This is a genomic window from Bifidobacterium sp. LH_558 (assembly GCF_056356295.1).
In genome coordinates this window covers 269,622-288,144 of sequence record NZ_JBKETZ010000004.1, presented here as the reverse complement: position 1 = coordinate 288,144, position 18,523 = coordinate 269,622, and the positions used below count along the sequence as shown (strand labels likewise).

Annotated in this window: 12 protein-coding genes; 4 read left to right on the top strand and 8 right to left on the bottom strand. The window is 62.1% G+C overall.

Translation table 11 applies throughout. The annotated features are described in order from the left end of the window. Positions 1 to 107, top strand: a 107-nt coding sequence (locus AC1AV0_RS07335; RefSeq protein WP_476572599.1) for an ATP-binding protein, incomplete at its 5' end; no start/stop codon positions are given. 128 nt (positions 108 to 235) lie between these two features. Beyond that, the gene (locus AC1AV0_RS07330; protein ID WP_193057476.1) at positions 236 to 880 is read left to right on the top strand and encodes a hypothetical protein; all 645 of its coding nucleotides are present in this window, start codon (positions 236 to 238) and stop codon (positions 878 to 880) included. Between the two features lie 414 nt (positions 881 to 1,294). On the opposite strand, the gene AC1AV0_RS07325 is transcribed toward AC1AV0_RS07330, so the two are convergent. Then, the gene (locus AC1AV0_RS07325; protein ID WP_072725930.1) at positions 1,295 to 2,764 is read right to left on the bottom strand and encodes a glycoside-pentoside-hexuronide (GPH):cation symporter; all 1,470 of its coding nucleotides are present in this window, start codon (positions 2,762 to 2,764) and stop codon (positions 1,295 to 1,297) included. Between the two features lie 402 nt (positions 2,765 to 3,166). Here AC1AV0_RS07325 and lacZ point away from each other — a divergent pair, with 402 nt between their 5' ends. Further along, positions 3,167 to 6,421, top strand: coding sequence for a beta-galactosidase, LacZ type (gene lacZ / locus AC1AV0_RS07320; RefSeq protein ID WP_072725928.1), 3,255 nt, complete (start codon positions 3,167 to 3,169; stop codon positions 6,419 to 6,421). A 24-nt stretch (positions 6,422 to 6,445) separates the two neighbouring features. On the opposite strand, the gene AC1AV0_RS07315 is transcribed toward lacZ, so the two are convergent. The 6 genes from AC1AV0_RS07315 to AC1AV0_RS07290 all read right to left on the bottom strand — a co-directional run bounded on the left by AC1AV0_RS07315 (position 6,446) and on the right by AC1AV0_RS07290 (position 16,014). Beyond that, positions 6,446 to 7,462, bottom strand: coding sequence for a LacI family DNA-binding transcriptional regulator (locus tag AC1AV0_RS07315; RefSeq protein WP_072725925.1), 1,017 nt, complete (start codon positions 7,460 to 7,462; stop codon positions 6,446 to 6,448). A gap of 276 nt (positions 7,463 to 7,738) precedes the next feature. Continuing rightward, complete coding sequence (locus tag AC1AV0_RS07310) at positions 7,739 to 8,971, bottom strand: MFS transporter (protein ID WP_072725923.1); 1,233 nt, start codon at positions 8,969 to 8,971, stop codon at positions 7,739 to 7,741. 235 nt (positions 8,972 to 9,206) lie between these two features. Next, positions 9,207 to 11,207: an ABC transporter ATP-binding protein gene (locus tag AC1AV0_RS07305; protein ID WP_476572579.1), complete on the bottom strand. Its 2,001-nt coding sequence runs from the start codon at positions 11,205 to 11,207 to the stop codon at positions 9,207 to 9,209. Beyond that, complete coding sequence (locus tag AC1AV0_RS07300; protein WP_072725919.1) at positions 11,204 to 13,054, bottom strand: ABC transporter ATP-binding protein; 1,851 nt, start codon at positions 13,052 to 13,054, stop codon at positions 11,204 to 11,206. Before AC1AV0_RS07300 ends, AC1AV0_RS07305 begins: the two co-directional genes overlap by 4 nt. Beyond that, entirely contained in the window at positions 13,051 to 13,569 is a 519-nt protein-coding gene (locus AC1AV0_RS07295; RefSeq protein ID WP_072725916.1) for a MarR family winged helix-turn-helix transcriptional regulator, read from the bottom strand. Before AC1AV0_RS07295 ends, AC1AV0_RS07300 begins: the two co-directional genes overlap by 4 nt. A 198-nt stretch (positions 13,570 to 13,767) precedes the next feature. Then, positions 13,768 to 16,014 carry an exo-alpha-(1->6)-L-arabinopyranosidase gene (locus tag AC1AV0_RS07290; protein ID WP_072725913.1) on the bottom strand — a complete coding sequence of 749 codons (2,247 nt, stop codon included), beginning with the start codon at positions 16,012 to 16,014 and terminating at the stop codon, positions 13,768 to 13,770. A 223-nt stretch (positions 16,015 to 16,237) separates the two neighbouring features. Between AC1AV0_RS07290 and AC1AV0_RS07285 the strand changes: the two genes are divergently transcribed. Beyond that, positions 16,238 to 16,825 carry a TetR/AcrR family transcriptional regulator gene (locus AC1AV0_RS07285; RefSeq protein ID WP_072725910.1) on the top strand — a complete coding sequence of 196 codons (588 nt, stop codon included), beginning with the start codon at positions 16,238 to 16,240 and terminating at the stop codon, positions 16,823 to 16,825. A 38-nt stretch (positions 16,826 to 16,863) separates the two neighbouring features. Here AC1AV0_RS07285 and AC1AV0_RS07280 read toward each other — a convergent pair whose 3' ends face one another. Then, entirely contained in the window at positions 16,864 to 18,453 is a 1,590-nt protein-coding gene (locus AC1AV0_RS07280; RefSeq protein WP_072725907.1) for a DUF5605 domain-containing protein, read from the bottom strand. Positions 18,454 to 18,523: the final 70 nt, after the last annotated feature.

Sequence of the window (18,523 nt, the reverse complement as noted above, 5' to 3'; positions counted from 1 at the left end):
ACCCGAACATGGCCGCCGCGGTCGTGGACCGCACCGTCCACCACGGCAGGCTCATCCGCTTCAAGGGCGAAAGCTACCGCAGCCGCAACGCCCTCATGACCAAATAACCAAAACAAACCAAGGCAGCGGGCGAACCCACAGGACGATCATCCTGCGGAAAACCCGCTGCACATCCTGCGGAAAACAACACGACCATCCAGCCGACACGAACTTGACAAAAGACAGTCTGGTGCACGTGGTCAGGAACACGAGGAGGGACCTGACCGGCAGGCCCGGGACCCCGGCCGGCAGGGAGCTGCTCGCCCTGGCCGGACGGCTCGCCAAGGTGGGGGACGCCGGCGGGGCCGCCGTATGGCTGGCCGGGCTGAACCGGTGGCACAACGATCACGGCGCGTTCATCAGGCAGCGGACCATGGCGTCGTCGGATCCGTCCGATCCCAGGGCGAGGGCGGGCAGGAGGTGGTGGTGGACGCACGAGCGGCTGCGCCGCGCGTACTTCCGCCTCGTCCGTCTCAACCGGAGGGGCGAGCTGTTCGCGTTCTGCGATCCGGACCTCGTGGCCGGCGGTCCGGTGCCGTCCACCACGAACCGGATCGAGGGCGGCGTCAACGCCGACGTCAAACGCGTGCTCGACGCGCACCGCGGCCTGACCGGTGAGCACATGAGGCGCTGCTGCGAATGGGTGGTGTACATGAAGAGCCGGGACCCCGACCCCGAATCGTTCGTCACGCCGGAATGCTGGCGGGCGAAACGAACGAGGCGGGAGGAGCCGGACGGGCCCGCGCCCGGGACCGAGACCGCGGTGCAGCTGCCCACGACCGGCGTCGACGCCTACGAAAGCGGGTTCGGCATCAGAAAAGGATGGGCCGGACGATCATGACCAACACCAACACGCCCGAATAAGACCCACATTTTGTCACTTAACCCCAGACCGACGTCAATTCCAATACGATAACGACGATTCGTCATTTGAGCCCCTTCGTTCAACAAATAATTGCATCTATTATCGCTCAAAAACAGGAAAAGAAAAACGGGGCGGAAATCCGCCCCTGCAGAATTCTGCTTAGCATTCAAGACGGCTATCGAGTCCGTCTTTACTGAGAATTAGCATTTCCAATATAACACGCCGAATCCAGCGACGCTCGGGCATCTGGGTTCCGCGCAGTGAGGACACGATTGAAATCTCGCAAACCACTGGTTCACCGAGATATGGACTTCCCCACATCGGCAAGGTGGTCAGACTCGTCGGCTCGCTCTCCGGATTCGAGAGGACAGACGACATCCCGGTCGCGGACTATTCGTCGGCTTCGATGCTTTCGGTGCCCAGCTTCTCTTCGAGTTCGGTGACGATCTGCGCGTGCATCTTCTCGTCGATCTTCACGGTGAAGAGGAACACCAGCAGGCTCAGCACGATGAAGGCGAGCGGCACGTAGAACGCGAAGGTTTTGAACGTGCTGATGTTGGACGCGGTCATGTCGGCTGCGGTGGCGGTCCCGGTCATGCCGGCGGCCACGGCGATGAATCCGACGATGCCGTTGGACAGCGCGCCGGCGATCTTGTCGAGCATCGGACGCACCGACAGGGTCACGGCCTCGTTGCGGCGGCCGGTTTTCAGCTGTCCGTATTCGATGGAGTCGGTCAGGCACAGGATGGCGGTCATCTGGATGAACGTGGCCGGCAGGTAGAACAGGATGAGCGCGATGATGACCACCGGCAGGCTGGTGGCGGCGACGCTGAACAGTAGGTAGCCCGCGATCATCAGCGCCATGCCGACGATGAAGAGGAAGCGGCGTGGAATCCACCGATTGAGCACGGGGAAGGCGGGGGCCATGATCAGACCGGTGATCACGGGGATGACGCCGGCGATCGAGAACGAGTCGGGCATACCGAGCACGAATTTGAACAGGTAGAACATCACGCCGTTGGTGGCGACGTTCGCCACGGCGTACAGCAGGTAGGACAGCGCGACCCACAGCAACTGGTCGTTCTTCGCTAGGGCGGCGAAGGCCTGCAACGGGTTGCCGTTCTTCTGCGCTTTGGATCGCAGCGCGCTTTCGTTCTCTTTGGTGCCGAACGCGACGGTCCATGCGGTGAGCACGCCAAGCAGCGCGGTGATGATGGCGAAGGCGGTCCAGCCGCTTTGGCTTTCCGTATGCGAGCCGGTGAATTTGAAGCTGAAGTACGAGACGATGGGTACGACCACGACGGTGATGCCGTTGTATCCGATGGAGCCGGTGAAGGTGCCGAGCGCGGTGTAGACGCTGCGTTCGTTGGAATCCGACGCGATGGCGGGGATCATGCCCCAGTAGGAGATGTCGCGCATCGAGTAGAACACGTCGAGCACGATGAACACGATGACGAACAGCACGATGAACCAGGTCTGGTTCACGTTGACCAGACCGAACAGGCCGGTGTAGACCATGACCAGCAGCACGGCGGAGACGAGGCCTCCGATGAACTGCCATGGCCTGAAGCGGCCGAATCGTGTGGTGGTGTTGTCGATGATGTTGCCCAGCAACGGATCGAGGAAGATCTCCGCGATACGGATCACCACGATCAGTCCGGTGATGAGGCCGATGAGTTTGGTGGCGGTGCCTTTGTCGACGTTGACGAACAGCACGCTGGTCACGTAGACCACGAAGTAGGTGCTGAGCGCGTTATAGAACGCGGCCTGGCCGAGGTTGCCGAATGCGTAGGCGACGCGCCGTCCGAGATTGCCCCGCGTCGATGCCGGGACGGACGACTGTTCTTGGTGATCGCTCATTGCTTGTTCTCCTTAAGAGATGGAAAAGATCATCCGTTGATCTCAGAAGATAGTATATGTCATTACTTATTTTTAGTAAAATTCATTACTGAAAATAATTACTACCAGCGTGTCGCGACCCGCACACATGGACGAGACAACAACGCGACACAGTCTTTGCTCCCCACCAAATACCTCCTCCCCCAACAAACAGATAACCTCATCAAGCAAGATGCCACCGACACGCCCTCCCCTCTTCCCGACAACCAAAGGACCACACATCTCAACGACATCCGACAATAAGACACATCATTCGACACGCAAGGCTTCACCATGATGAATAATATGATTTACTTGTATATGTAAAGAGATTTACTTCTCTTGTGCAGAACAACGTCGTGATGTATCTCGAAAGCAGGAACCATGTCCTCACTTCACTCTTCCCAGTCCCGCTGGATCACCGATCCGACCGTCTTCGCGGTCAATCGCCTGCCTGCGCACACCAGCCACACGTATACCGCCATCGACACCGACGTCGCTGACGATGGACGCGTACCCTCCAACCTGATCCAAAGCCTCAACGGCGTGTGGACGGTACGTATCGACCAAGCGGACGCCCTGGACCTCGATGCCGAGGCCACACCCGCATTCGCCATGCCGGATTTCGACGACGCCGCCCACACGCGCATCACGGTGCCCTCGACATTGGAGACCGAAGGTTTGCTGACACCCCAATACGTCAATCAGCAATATCCTTGGGATGGGCACGACGACCCGGTCGCCCCGAACATTCCGCAACGCAACCATGTGGCGCTGTACCGCCGTGAATTCACCCTCGCCCCGCGTGCGCTCCACGCGCTGTCCACTCGTGACACCGCCGGAGAGGAGCGCGTCACCATCACCTTCCACGGCGCGTCCACGGCGATCATGGTATGGCTTAACGGCGATTTCGTCGGCTATGCGGAGGACTCCTTCACCCCCAGCGAATTCGACGTGACCGACCTGCTGCGCGACGACGTCAACACGCTGGCCGTCGCCTGCTATGAATTCAGCAGCGCCAGCTGGCTCGAAGACCAGGATTTCTGGCGATTGCACGGCATCTTCCGCGACGTGGAGCTCGCCGTTCACCCCCATGTGCATGTGGAGGACCTGCGGCTGTCCACGGATTACGACACGAACGACGCCGTCGCCGAACTGGGCGTGCAGGCCGACATCCGCAACACACGCGATGCCGACACCATCGCCGCCATCGTACGCGATCCGAACGGTACGATCGTCTGGCAATCCGCCCAATCATGCGCCGCTGCAACGGACGTGACAGCCATCCACGTCACTTCCGACACAGCATCCGCCTCCACCGACGAACACCCCGCAACGAGCACGCATACATTCCACGCACGCATTCCGGGCATCCATCCGTGGAGCGCGGAGGAACCGAATCTGTATACCGTGCAGTTGCGCATACTGGACGACCACGGCGGTCTCATCGAAACCGCCCAGCAGCGCGTCGGATTCCGCCGCTTCGCCATCGAGGACGGCGTGATGACGCTCAACGGCAAACGCATCGTCTTCAAAGGCGTCAACCGCCACGAATTCGACGCCCGCCATGGCCGCGCGCTCACCGAGGAGAGCATGATCGCCGACATCACCCTGATGAAACGCAACAACATCAACGCGGTGCGCACCTCCCACTATCCCAACCAGACGCGCTGGTACGAATTGTGCGACGAATACGGCCTTTATGTGATCGACGAGGCCAACATCGAAACGCATGGCACCTGGTCCAGCCCCGGCGACGTGGTGGTCGCCGACACCAGCGTGCCGGGCAGCGACCCCCAATGGCGGGCCGCATGTTTGGATCGGGTCAACAGCATGATCCGCCGCGACCGCAACCATCCCTCGGTGCTGATCTGGTCGTTGGGCAACGAATCCTACGCGGGCGACGTGTTCCGCGCGATGAGCGACCACGCGCATCGGCTGGATCCCTCCCGTCCAGTGCATTACGAGGGCGTGACGTGGAATCGCGACTACGACGACGTCACCGACATCGAAAGCCGCATGTACGCCAAACCGGACGAGATCGAACGCTACCTGACCGAGAATCCGGACAAGCCGTACATCTCCTGCGAATACGCGCATGCGATGGGCAATTCCGTAGGCAATCTGCACGAGTACACGGCGTTGGAACGCTACCCGCACTATCAGGGCGGATTCATCTGGGATTTCGTGGACCAGGCGTTGTGGCAGCGGTTGCCGGACGGCACGGAACGCCTCGCCTATGGCGGCGATTTCGACGAGCGTCCGTGCGACTACGAGTTCGCCGGCGACGGACTGCTGTTCGCCGACCGCACGCCCTCGCCCAAACTGCAGGAAGTCAAACACCAGTATGCGAACGTCCGGCTGACCCCCGACGGCGAGTCGGTGACGGTCGAGAACGGCAATCTGTTCGTCTCCACCGCCAGCAGCCGTTTCACCGCACGGCTGTTGGTCGACGGCGAGCCCGTGTGGAGCCGCGAACTGCGCTTCGACGTGCCCGCCGGCGAAAACCGCAGATTCCCCATCGACTTCCCCTCCCCCGACGTCGTGTTCGATGGGCTTTCCAACGCGGCCGACGAAATCGACGAAATCGAGCTGACCTATGAAGTCACGCAGCATCTGGGTTCGGCGACCCTCTGGGCACCGGAAGGCTACGAACTGGCGTTCGGCCAGCATACCGTCACTGTACGGCGCACCTCCGTCGACGATGTCGAGCCCGCCGACGATACCGTGGCTGCGAACGATGTCATTGCGGATAACGGCGCATCGGCGAGCGCTGCGACGACGACGGTCACCATGGGCCGTTGGAACGTCGGCGTGCGGGACGGCGATTGCGAGACGTTGCTGTCGCATACGCAGGGCGGCGTGGTCTCTTGGCGTCGCGACGGACGTGAGATGATGATCCGTCGGCCGAATCTGCTGTGTTGGCGACCTCTGACCGACAACGACCGCGGAGCGTCCAGCGGCTTCGACCGCGCGCAATGGTTTGCGGCCGGCCGATACGCCCGCGTGGTGGATTCACGTTTCGAGCGCGACGGCGACGGCGTGACCGCCACTTACGTCTACGAATTGGCCACGCCGCAGCGCACGCGGGTCAGCGTGCGTTATCAGACGCTCGTCGATGGCGGACTGCGTTTGAACGTGCGGTATCCGGGAGAGCCTGGCGCGCCCACCTTGCCGGCTTTCGGCTTGGAATGGATGCTGCCCGTGCGGTATGCGAATCTGCGGTTCTACGGGCTCGGCCCCGAAGAGACCTATGCCGACCGGCGTGACGGCGCGAAGCTGGGCATCCACAGCACCGACGCGTTCAAGGATTGCGCTCCGTATCTGGTTCCGCAGGAGACCGGCAATCATGAAGGCGTCCGCTGGGCGCAGATCACGGACGACGAGGGACACGGCATGCGGGTCGAAAGGGCCGGATCGGAGCAGTTCTGCGCCAGCCTGCTCCCCTACAGCACGATGATGCTGGAGGAGGCCACGCATCAGGACGAATTGCCGCAGCCGCGGCATATGTTCCTGCGGCTGCTCGCGGCGCAAATGGGCGTCGGCGGCGACGATTCCTGGGGTGCGCCGGTCCATGCGCGCTATCAGGTCCCCGCCGACCGGTCGCTCGAATTGGATCTGAAGCTCACGCTCATCTAATTGACGGCGACGCCGGCGCGCGACTTATGCGCCCTGCGCCGGCGTGAAACTGTCCCTGACGACCAGTTCGGTGGAGATATAGGTGTGCTGGCGGGTGCGGCGTTTGTTGGAGATCGCTTCGGCCAGCATGAAGATCGCGGTTCGCGCCAGTTCGCCTTGGTCGATGTCATAGGAGCTCAGCGTGGGCGACGTGTATCGGGCGATCTGCTGGTTGTTGATGCTGATGACGCTGATGTCGCGCGGCACCAGCAGCCCGGCCGCAGTGAAAGCCTGCAGCACGCCCACCGCAATCGTGTCGGCCGCGACAATCACCGCATCGGGCAGGGTGTCGGCATGGTCACGGATCAGCCGCTCGCCCTGCCTACGGCCGTTGTCCACGGTGAACGGACCATCGGCGTAAATCAGCCCATCCGCGGGCACTCCCAGACGTTCAGTCCAGTTGCGGTAGGCCAGCGTGCGCACATCCTCCGGATACTCATGCATGCCCATCACACGCCCCAAACCTCCGATGAAGGCGACGGAACGCTTATCCGCGGCCAGACAGGCATCCAACGCGTCCAGCACGGTTTGGGACAGGTCGGGCTGCACGGAATCGAACAGGTTGGGGGCCGGATTGATGTCGATGAACACGCCGTAGGGCAGCACGCGGTGCAGGCGGCGCAGCTCGTCGCCGTTCAAGGCCACGGGTCCGATGGAGAGGAAGCCGTCGAAGCGCTTCGCGTCGGTCACGAGATGGTCGATGCCGTCGACGAAGGTGAGGTTCATATGCTGGTCGCGCGCGTTCGTCTCCAGCACTTCGCGTAGCGCGTCGAAGTAGGCGTCCTGCAGCTCCTCGTCGGAATCGACGTTGTTCAGCACGGCCACTTCGCGCGGCAGCACGATGCGCTTGGCCTGCATCGTATAACCGAGCTCCTCGCTGGCCTGGATGATCGCGCGCTTGGTCTCATCTTTGACCGACAGCGTCGGATCGCCGTTGAGCAGACGCGACACCGTCGCCTGAGAGAATCCGGTATGCCGCGCGATGTCCTTGATGGTGGCCATGAACACTCTTTCGTCAAAACTAGTAAATTATTTACCAATCTCCAGTGTACATGCGGATTGGGGATGGCGAGGGACCTCAATGCTTACGATACGCTATGAGCGCGAATCCCACGCAACCTGCACCGTTCTCGAGGATGTTACCTATGTGGGGCAGGCGGGATAAGGATACAGCCCTTGGATAAGATTAGGACTTGTAACGGCCGATTGACACCTTGAGGTGACATTCGAGCCGTTACTTTATTCCTCTCCGCATGCGCGAGAAACACACTTCATAATTCAGCCACGAGAAGACGGAGCAACAACATCGACGCGCCGCACGATGAGGACGCACACCAGCAGAATCACAGCGAAAATCGAGCCGAACAGTAATCCGGCCTTGAGATTATTGCCGTTGGCTGCGGCGATGAATCCCACCACGGCCGGCCCTCCGGCGCATCCCAGGTCGCCGGCCACCGCGAACAGTGCGAACATCAGCGTTCCGCCGCCGGGCATCGCATCCGCGCCTAACGAGAAGGTGCCGGGCCACATGATGCCGACCGAGAATCCGGTCAACGCGCAGGCTACCAACCCCAACACCGGCGAGGTCGTCAACGCCGCGGTCAGGTAGGTAGCCACGCACAGCATCGAACTGCCGGCGATGAACGCCCGGAGGTTGAGCTTGTGCCCCATCATGCCGTAGATGGTGCGAGACAGACCCATCATCAACGCGAACGCGGCAGGACCGGCGAGATCGCCCACCACTTTGGTCACGCCCAAACCGGTCTCCGCAAAGGTGCTCGCCCACTGGCTCATGCCTTGTTCGGCCGCGCCCGCGCACAGCATCATCACGAACAGCAGATAGAACACCGGCTTGGCCGCCAAATCGCGCAGCCGCATCGTCGCCACACCTTCGGGCACGACGCGCGGCATCGGCGCGCTCCAGAACATCACAATGCCGACCAGCGGCACAATCGCCCACAGGCAAGCCAGCACCGGCCACGTTCCCATACCGAACGCCCACAAAAACAGCGTGGAGATCACCACAGTGCCCAGTTGACCCCAGCAGTAGAACGAATGCAACAGACTCATCGCCTTGGCTTTGTGCTCGGAGGGGCAGGCCTCCACAATCGGCGAGACCATCACTTCGATTAGTCCGCCACCCAAGGCATACAACAAAATTGCCACCAAAATGGCCCAATATGGGTCAGATACACGCGTTGGCACCAGTCCCAGTACCAGAAGTCCCGCGGCGGCCGACACGTGAGCCGCAATAATGCAGGGTTTGTAGCCGATCCTATCCACAAACCGCCCGGCCAACACATCCACCACCAGCTGCGTGACGAAATTCACCGTGATCAGCGCGGACAGGCGCGCCATATCGATGCCCAGCGTCGCCGCGAAGGTGACGAACAATAGCGGCATGTAGTTGTTGATCACCGCCTGAGTGATGTAGCCCACGAAACACGCGATCATCGTGCGGTTGTAGTTCGGCTCGGCAGCGGCACCGGCAGGAGCAGAAGACTGTGTCATAACAGTTAGGCTATCAGGAGCCCAACGGTATGTATGGGCGTGTTTCCGAGCAACATTGCACAACTCTGTCTGCCATTAAGCGTCCATCCAGTCACGCTAGGAAAACACATCAAACCAAAGAACCTCGTTATCTCGCTGGGCCTACATAAAAAGAAACCCCTCAAGGTGGAAAAGGAGTCGACGACTCAAATTCCACCGTGAGGGGTTGCTTGTCGGATGCTTCCGAGCTTTTGTCCTACTCCAGCTCGACCGCGCCGGTGTAGAGCTGGTAGTACTCGCCCTTCAACGCGATGAGCTCGTCGTGCGAGCCGCGCTCGATGATGCGGCCGTGGTCGAGCACCATGATTACGTCGGAGTTGCGTACGGTGGACAGGCGGTGCGCGATGACGAACACGGTGCGGCCCTTCATCAGCGCGTCCATGCCGGCCTGCACGACCTCCTCGGTGCGCGTATCGATGGATGATGTCGCCTCGTCGAGGATCAGCGCGGGCGGATCGGCCACGGCGGCGCGTGCGATGGAGATCAGCTGGCGCTGCCCCTGGGAAAGGCCGGATCCGTCGCCTTCGAGCACGGTGTGGTAGCCGTTGGGCAGCATGCGGATGAATCCGTCGGCATTCGTCAGCTTCGCCGCGGCGATGCATTCCTCATCAGTGGCGTCGAGCTTGCCGTAACGAATATTGTCCATCACGGTGCCGGTGAACAGGTTCACGTCCTGCAGCACGATGCCGAGCGAGCGGCGCAGGTCCGGCTTGCGGATGCCCTTGACGGAGATGCCGTCGTAAAGGATCTGCCCTTCCTGCACATCGTAGAAGCGGTTGATGAGGTTGGTCACCGTGGTCTTGCCGGCGCCGGTCGCGCCCACAAGCGCGATTTTCTGGCCCGGCTTGGCGAACCAGGTGATATTGTGCAGCACGGGCTTGTCTTCGGTGTAACCGAAGGTCACGTCGGTGAAGCGCACATCGCCGCGCAGCAGGGTCAGACGCCCGTCCGGCGAGGTGACGGCCTGCTCGCGGGCCTTGGTCGCCACTTCGGCGGCCTTGGGGCTGAGCAGGTGGGCGGCGGCCAGCGAGCGCGTGCCGTCGTCGCCTTCCTCGCGCTTCCACGCCCAGTTGCCGGTCACGTGGTCGACCTCACGCATGGTGCGGCCGTCCTCGTCGAGTTCGACGTTCACCAGGGTCACGGTGCCGCCGTCGTCCTCGACAGGCTCGTCCATCAGCGCGAAGATACGCGACGCGCCGGCGAGGGCCATCATCACCATGTTGAACTGCATGGAGACCTGGCCAATCGGGTTGACGAAGGAGCGCGAGAGGGTGAGCAGCGAGATCAGCGTGCCGAGTGTGAGCGGGCCGGCGCCGGACAGGCCGAAGTTGCCGATGCCCGACAGCGCGACGGATCCGCCCACGATGGCGAGCAGCACGTAGAGGATGTAACCCATGTTGCCCACCACCGGCATGGTGATGTTGCCGTAGATGTTGGCTTCGGAGCTGGCGTGGAACAGGCGTTCGTTGCGCTCGTCGAAGTCGCGCTGCGTGGCGTCCTCGTGGTTGAAGACCTTGATGACCTTCTGGCCGTTGACGGATTCCTCCACGAAGGCGTTCACGTCGCCGAGCTCATGCTGCTGGCGCACGAAGTAGCGGCCGGAGCGGCTCACGATGCCGCGCACCACAACGATGAGCAGCACGGTGAACACAAGCACGAACACGGTGAACGGCACGGACAGCCACAGCATGGAGATCAGCGCGGCGAGCGCGGTGATGGCCGATGAGAACATCTGCGGGAACGACTGGCTGATGGCCTGACGCAACGTATCGGTGTCGTTGGTGTAGTGGCTCATCACGTCGCCGTGCTCGTGGGTGTCGAAATAGCAGATCGGCAGTTCCTGCTGGTGGGCGAACATCTCGTCGCGGATGTCCTTCAGGGTGCCTTGTTCGATGCCGACGAGCATCCAGTTGTACAACCAGGTGCTGAAGATGCCCACCGCGTACAGGCAGCCCATGAACACGAGCGCCTGCAGCAGCGGCGCCCAGTCGGGGTCGCTCACGCCGATCATCGGCAGAATGTAGGTGTCGATCAGCGACTGCAGGAACAGCGAGGAGCCGGCCTGCGCCGCGGCGGAGAGCAGGATGCATACGACGACGAGGGCGACCTGCCATTTGTATTTGAAGATGTAGCCGAAGATGCGCTTGGTGGTGCCAGGCGCGGCCTTGGCCATCTGCGGTTTGTTCTGCGCGCTCATGCCTGGCCTCCTTCCAGTTCGTCGGGCTGGGCTTGGTTCTTGGTTTGCGATTCGTAGATGCTGCGGTATTCGTCGCAGGATTCGAGCAGCTCCTCATGCGTGCCCTTGTCGAGCACGCGGCCGTTGTCCATAACGATGATCATGTCGGATTCCTGCACGGAGGCCACTCGCTGGGCGATGATGATCTTCGTGGTGTCCGGGATCTCGTGATGGAACGCGCCGCGGATGAGCTGGTCCGTTTTGGTGTCGACCGCGCTGGTGGAGTCGTCGAGGATGAGGATCTTCGGCTTCTTGAGCAGCGCGCGGGCAATGCACAGACGCTGGCGCTGGCCGCCGGAGACGTTGGTGCCGCCCTGTTCGATGTAGGTGTCGTACTTGTCGGGGAATTCCTGGATGAATCCGTCGGCCTGGGCGAGCTGGCAGGCGTGGCGCAGCTCCTCGTCGGTGGCGTTCGGGTTGCCCCAGCGCAGGTTTTCGGCGATGGTGCCGGAGAACAGCACGTTCTTCTGCAGCACCATGGCCACCTCGTCACGCAGGGATTCCAGATCGTATTCGCGGGTGTCGCGGCCGCCGACCTTGAGCGAGCCTTCGGTCACGTCGTACAGACGCGGGATGAGCTGCACAAGGCTCGACTTGGCGGAGCCTGTGCCGCCGACGATGCCGATGGTCTGTCCGGATTCGATTTTCAGGTCGATGTGGTCGAGCACGGGCTTCTCCGCGTTGTCGGAGTAGCGGAAGCTCACGTTTTCGAAGGCGATGGAGCCGTCGGCGACCTTGGTGACCGGCTGGTCGGGGTCGGTGACGGTGCTCTGCTCGACGAGCACCTGACAGATGCGTTCGGACGAGGCGCGCGAGATGATGACCATCACGAAAATCATCGAAAGCATCATCATGCTCATCATGATCTGCATGGCGTAGGTCACCAGCGCGGTCAGGTCGCCGGTGGTCAGTCCCAGGGCGGCGTTGTTGCCGGAGCCGACGATCTGCTGCGCGCCGATCCATGCGATGAGGATCAGCGAGGCGTACATGCAGAACTGCAGCAGCGGCATGTTGAAGCTCATGATCTTCTCGGCCTTGACGAAGTCGACGAAGATGCGTTCGGAGACGCGGGAGAACTTGCTCACCTCGTGATCCTCACGGTTGAAGGACTTGACGACGCGCACGCCCTGCAGGTTCTCGTCCACCGTGTTGTTGAGCTCGTCGTAGGTGTGGAAGACGCGCTCGAACACCGGATGCACCAGCGCGGCCAGTCCCATCAGACCGATGCCCAGAATCGGGATGCAGGCGAGGAACACCAGCGAGATCGACGGGCTGATGCGGAAGGAGAACAGCCAAGCGATAACCACCATGATCGGGGCGCGCACGCCCAGACGGACGATCATCTGGTAGGCGTTCTGCAGGTTGGTCACGTCCGTGGTCAATCGGGTGACGATGGAGCCGGTGGAGAAGCGGTCGATGTTGGTGAAGCTGAAGCCCTGCACCTTCTCGAACAGGTCGTGGCGCAGGTTCTTCGCGAAGCCGGCGGACGCGATGGCCGCGTACTTGCCGGAGAGGAAGCCGCATGCCAGGGAGACCATCGCCAGGCACAGCAGGATGAGGCCGAACTTCCAGACCACGGGCATCGAACCGCCGGTGATGCCTTCGTCGATAAGCTCCGCCATCACGGTGGGGATGACGATTTCGAGAATGCCTTCGACGGCGACGAACACCGGGGTGAGCAGACTCGCCTTCTTATATTCGCGTAGTGATTTGAGCAGCGTGCGCACCACCGGCACCTTGGCCGGCGGGGTCTGCTGCTGGGCTTGCGACGTGGTGTTGCCGTCGCGGTCCACGGTTGTGGATGTCATACCTCGCTCTTTCCTTCCGTTGTCGTGTCGTTCATACATTCCTTGTCGTCCTTGCCGACCTTGCCGGTGGCCAGGAGATTGTTCCGCATCGTGTGCAGACTGCGCCGCAGCGCCGCCACTTCCTCATCGTCCATGCCCTGCAGGAGCGTGCGCTCCATCGCATCCCCGTGTTGGCGCATCGACTCGGCGATGGCCTTCGCCTTGTCGGTGAGCACGATCGCCTTGAGTCGGGCGTCGTGTTCGACCGGCCTGCGTTCGACCAATCCTTTGCTTTCCATCAGTCCCAGCACGCGGGATACCGTGGAGCGCGTGGTGCAGAACCGCCGTTCCAGATCCTGCGGGAAGATGTCCCGGTCCTGGTGTTGCACCAAAAAGACGATGATATCAGCGTTGACGCCGGTGGCCTCGCATCGGTCCTCCGTTGTGGTGGCCGCGACGTACCGCGCGATCATGTTGTTCAGCGAACGTACCGCCACCCCCAACGGGATGCGGTTCGGATCACAATCGTCATTCATGTATGCACCTCCTTTTGGTGTGTGCTCCACACACCTTAATAGGTGGCACATACAACAGTTGCATCTACAACAATCGGCGTGTCGCGTATCACACAAAGAAGCCGAGGAGACTAGTCCGCACCGGTTCATTCGCGGACTGGCCTCCTCGGCTTCGACTCCCCTCCCCTAACAGTTAGGGAAGGACGTTTGTTCGAGCGATCACTTCGTCACTTTGCCGTACTCGTCGAGCAGGAAGGCGGTGATCTCCTTGCCCGGCGCGCCGAGCAGGGTGGTCATGCTGTTGATCGGCATGGAGTTGAGGAACATGGCCATCATGTCGTTGTCGGGCAGCTTCACCAGCTCGCCGGCTTCGCCCTTGGCCTGCATGGCCTCGACGATCGGGGCGCCGACCGGGTCGGTGCGCCATTCGCCGAAGGTGGACCACTCGTTCAGCGGCAGCGCCTTGCCGTCGCCGTCGAGCGTGACCACGCCGGTGGCGGCGATGTCGCGGCTGGAGGTGCCGACCTCGACCGTGTATTCGCCGGATTCCACATGCCAGTCGTTGAAGCGCTCGGACCAGTAGGCGAAGGCGCGCTCGTCGAGGTCGATGGTCGCGGTGGTGGATTCGCCGGCCTTGAGGAACACCTTCTTGAAGCCCTTGAGCTCATGCTTGGGGCGGGCGACCTCGGCCTTGCCGGGCGCCACATAGACCTGCACGGTTTCGGCGGCGTCCACATCGGAGGTGTTGGTCACCTTCACGCTCACCGACGCGGTGTTGGCGCCGGTTTTGGACACGACCGCGTCGGTCAGTTCGAAGCTCGCGTAGCTCAGGCCGAATCCGAACGGGTAGTCGACGGCCTTGCCGTAGGTGTCGTAGTAGCGGTAGCCGACGAACACGCCCTCGCCGTAGTCGACGTGGCCTTCCTCACCCGGCCAGTTGAGCATGCTCGGGTCGTCGTTGATGTCCATCGGCACGCTCTGCGCGAGCTTGCCGGAGGGGCTCACCTCGCCGAAGATCACGTCGGCGAGCGCGCCGCCACCGGCCTGGCCGAGCAGCCAAGCCTCGAGAATGCCCTTGGCGTTGCCCGCCCAGGGATGCACGGTGACGACGGAGCCGTTGGAGAGCACGACGACCACGTTCGGGTTCTCCGCGGCGACGGCTTCGAGCAGTGCGACCTGCTTGGCGGGGATGTCGAGGGTTTCGCGGTCGAAGCCTTCGGATTCGGCGGCTTCGGGCAGGCCCAGGAACATCAGCACCGCGTCGGCGCCCTTGGCGGTTTCGACGGCTTCGCTTGTCAGCGCGGGGTCCTGCTCGCTCAGGTCGAGCGCGAAGCCGGGGGCGAAGCTCGCGGAGACGCCGCGCTCGGCGAGGGTGTCGAGGAAGCTGGTCATCTTGGTGGGGGTGATGTGCGAGGAGCCGCCGCCCTGGTAGCGCGGGGTGCGGGCGAATTCGCCGATCACGGCGATGCTCGCGGCCGGGTTCAGCGGCAGGATGGCATCATCGTTCTTGAGCAGCACCATGGATTCGATGGCGGCCTGGCGGGCAACCTCGTGGTGGGCGTCCACATCGAAGCGGTAGCCGTCGATGCTCATGGCGGCGCGGGACTTGTTCGCCAGATCGACCATGCCCTGGGCCATCCGGTCGAGCTGCTCGGGAGCGATGCGGCCTTCGCGGGCGGCGTAGACGATCGTGTCGTCGGTGAAGCTCGGTGGCATCTCAAGGTTGAGGCCGGCGTTGAGCGAGGCCACGCGGTCGTGTGCCGCGCCCCAGTCGCTCATCACGATGCCTTCGAAGCCCCATTCGTCGCGCAGCACCTCGGTGAGCAGCCAATGGTTCTGTGAGGCATGCACGCCATTGATTTGGTTGTAGGCGCACATGATGGTCCATGGCTGGGCGGTTTTGACGATGTGCTCGAAGGCCGGGAAGTAGATTTCGCGCAGGGCACGCTGGGAGACGTTGGCGGAGATGCGCAGACGGTCGGTCTCCTGGTTGTTGACGGCGAAATGCTTGAGCGAGGTGCCCACGCCCTTGGACTGCACGCCGGAGACGATGCCGACGGCGGTGTGTCCGGCCAAGTACGGGTCCTCCGACCAGTATTCGAAGCAGCGGCCGCCGAGCGGGTTGCGCTTGATGTTGACGCCGGGGCCGAGGATCACGGCCACCTTCTCCTGGATGCACTCCTCGGCCATGGCTTCGCCGACCTGGTGGATGAGTTCGGGGTTCCACGAGCTGGCGAGTCCGGCGGCGGGCGGGAAGCAGGTTGCGGGCACCGAATCGTTCAGGTCGGTGGCACCGGTTTCGACGGCGAGCGACTTGCGCAGGCCGTGGGGGCCGTCGGTGATCATATAGCCCGGAATGCCCTTGTCTTCGACTCCCTGCAGATGCCAGGCGTCGCCACCCGAGGTGAGGGAGGCCTTCTCCTCCAGGGTGAGGTCGTTGACGGACGGGATGGTGTTCTCGCTCATGGATTCCTCGTTTCTGTCTTGCACTTCGTTGTTCCGGCCAGCGGTCGGTCATCGGCGACTGTTTATTACCAACCGGTTGGTAGGTACTTTATCAATTCATAGCATTCAACACGCCGATGAATATTGAAATTACTACCTACCAACCGTATGGTTATCCCATCTTTCCTCCTACCCCATCGTGGACCGGAGGATGTCGTCAACGAAGGACGGCGAAGGGAGAGCCATGACATTCGAGAACACCGTCGACACCGACCGCCGCACCGCGATCCTCAACGCGGCCGTCGTCTCGTTCGGCACACTGGGCTATTACGGCACCTCACTGCAGCGCATCGCCAACGAAGTGGGACTCACCAAGGCCGGAGTGCTCCACCACGTCGGATCCAAAGAAGGACTGCTCGATCTGGTGCTCGGCGAGATGTACGACCGTGAAACCGTGGATCTCACCTCGTCCATGGTGCGCGAGGAACGTCCGCTGATCGCCGAATTGTGGCGCAGGACCGTGGCCATCAACGCCGAGCGCCCGCAGCTGGTGCATATGTTCTCGACCCTGAGCGCCGAAGCGCTCGACCCGGCGCACCCGGCCCACGACTATTTCGAGGCGCGCGAACGCGACACCGTCGATATGGCGCTCAACATCCGCTGGCATGTGCCCCAGGGCGTGGATGCCGAACGCATGCTGCAGGCCGGGTTCGCCATGATGGATGGCATACAGCTGCGATGGCTGCGCACCCCCGGCCAGGACCTGAACGCCATGTGGGCCGAATGCGAGAACGTGCTCTTCCCCCTACCCCTGTGGGAAGGCTATCGCTGACGGTTTCGCGGTGCCGTGGCCCCGCGAAACCGGACAGACTAGGCTTTGCGGATGCGCACAGCCATATACTGACGCCCCAAATCGACGCGGACCGAACCCTCATAGGTGCCGGGAAGCGTCTCGATCGTCATACCCCAGGTGTCGATCACATCCACGGCGTACCGATTCCCTTCCGGTAACGAGAACTCACGGTAGGCGGGGCGGTACCAGCCGAAATACACGAGTTGGTAGTCATCGCTGCTGCGCAGCACCGGCACGTCCCAATACGGCCCCGCCTTCTCCCCCTGCGGCGTATGAGGAACCCTCTCTCCTGACGGCAGAAGCGTGGACCATGCGAATTCAGACGGCATGTCGGCGTCCAGAGGGGCGGCGTCAAGCGGCAGATCCGCGAACACGTCACGCATGAAGGCGATACGTGCGGGAGCGTCGCCATGCAATTCGCCGCCGTGCGCCCACCACACCTGCTCGCCTTGGTCGATGAACGTCTCGCCATGGGTCACGTAGCCGCGTCGCATCACCCCTTCCCAGAATCGGCGGATCAATTCCTCGCCGGTCAGGTTGCCCCAGCCCCAGTAGATGTTGCCCTCATAGCCGGGCTCGTCGCACACGACCGGCTTGCCGAATTCCCGCCGCCAGTCTGCGATGCATTCGGTGGTGCGGGTCACGTCGATGCGCTGGATCGAGCAGTGGGTGCACCACGTTTCGTTGTAGTCGTACATCCTCGTGCAGTTATGCACGGAACGCAGGTGGTTGAAGGGATCGTTCGCCATCACGATGCGGGCGTACCGACGCCAGTCCTCCAAGGGTTTCTGCGGCAGCAGAATGTCGTATTCGTTGGCCAGCGACCACCATACGTTCTTATAGGCCGCGTATCGACGGGCCATATAGCTCAGATAGAATCCGTCCGCCTCCGCGCCCATCGCGCTGAAGACCCATTCCGGCTTATCGTACGGATGCAGCAGAATGATGTCCGCTTCGATGCCGAGCTCGTCGAGCTGCTCGATACGACGGTCGAGATTCTCGAAGAACGGCTCATTGAAGCGGGTGTGGTCGAAGCCCTCGGCCATGGACCCCTCGTAGGCGAACATTTCGGGATCCGTGGTATTGAAGTCATAATATTTGGGGAACACGCACATGCGGATCTTGTTGAACGGCGCTTTGGCAAGCGTGGCCACGGTACGATCCTGCACATCGGATGGCTGATTCGTCCATGCGTAGCATGTCGTGCCATAGGGTTGGTATGGCGTGCCGTCCTCGTAGGAGAAGCAGTACGGCAATTGCGCGCCGTACGCCTCGCGCAACGCGCCTTTGGCCACGTCGCAGGCTCTCAGCACGCGTCCGTGATTGCCCTCGCCGGCAGGTTCCACGACGATTTCGCCCTTCCGCTCTTCCATGGAGGGGGCGTCGCTTCGCGTCTCGTACGTCCACACGCCTTCCTCGGTCGGCATGAATCGGATGGAATACCGCCCTTGTCCGCGGTAGAAGCCGTTCACTGTGACGGTCTCGCCGGTGGATTGGCTGGTGAACATCGCCTGAATCGTCACGTCCGCGTACGGGTTGCCCGCTGAGGTTCCGGTGAGATTGAGCTCGAACATCCTGTATCGTTCGACATGTGCGATTGGGGCCATGATGGCGATTACCTTTCGTCGGACGCACTGCGGCGTGCGTGTCGGAAAACGCGGGGAGGCATTGGAATCC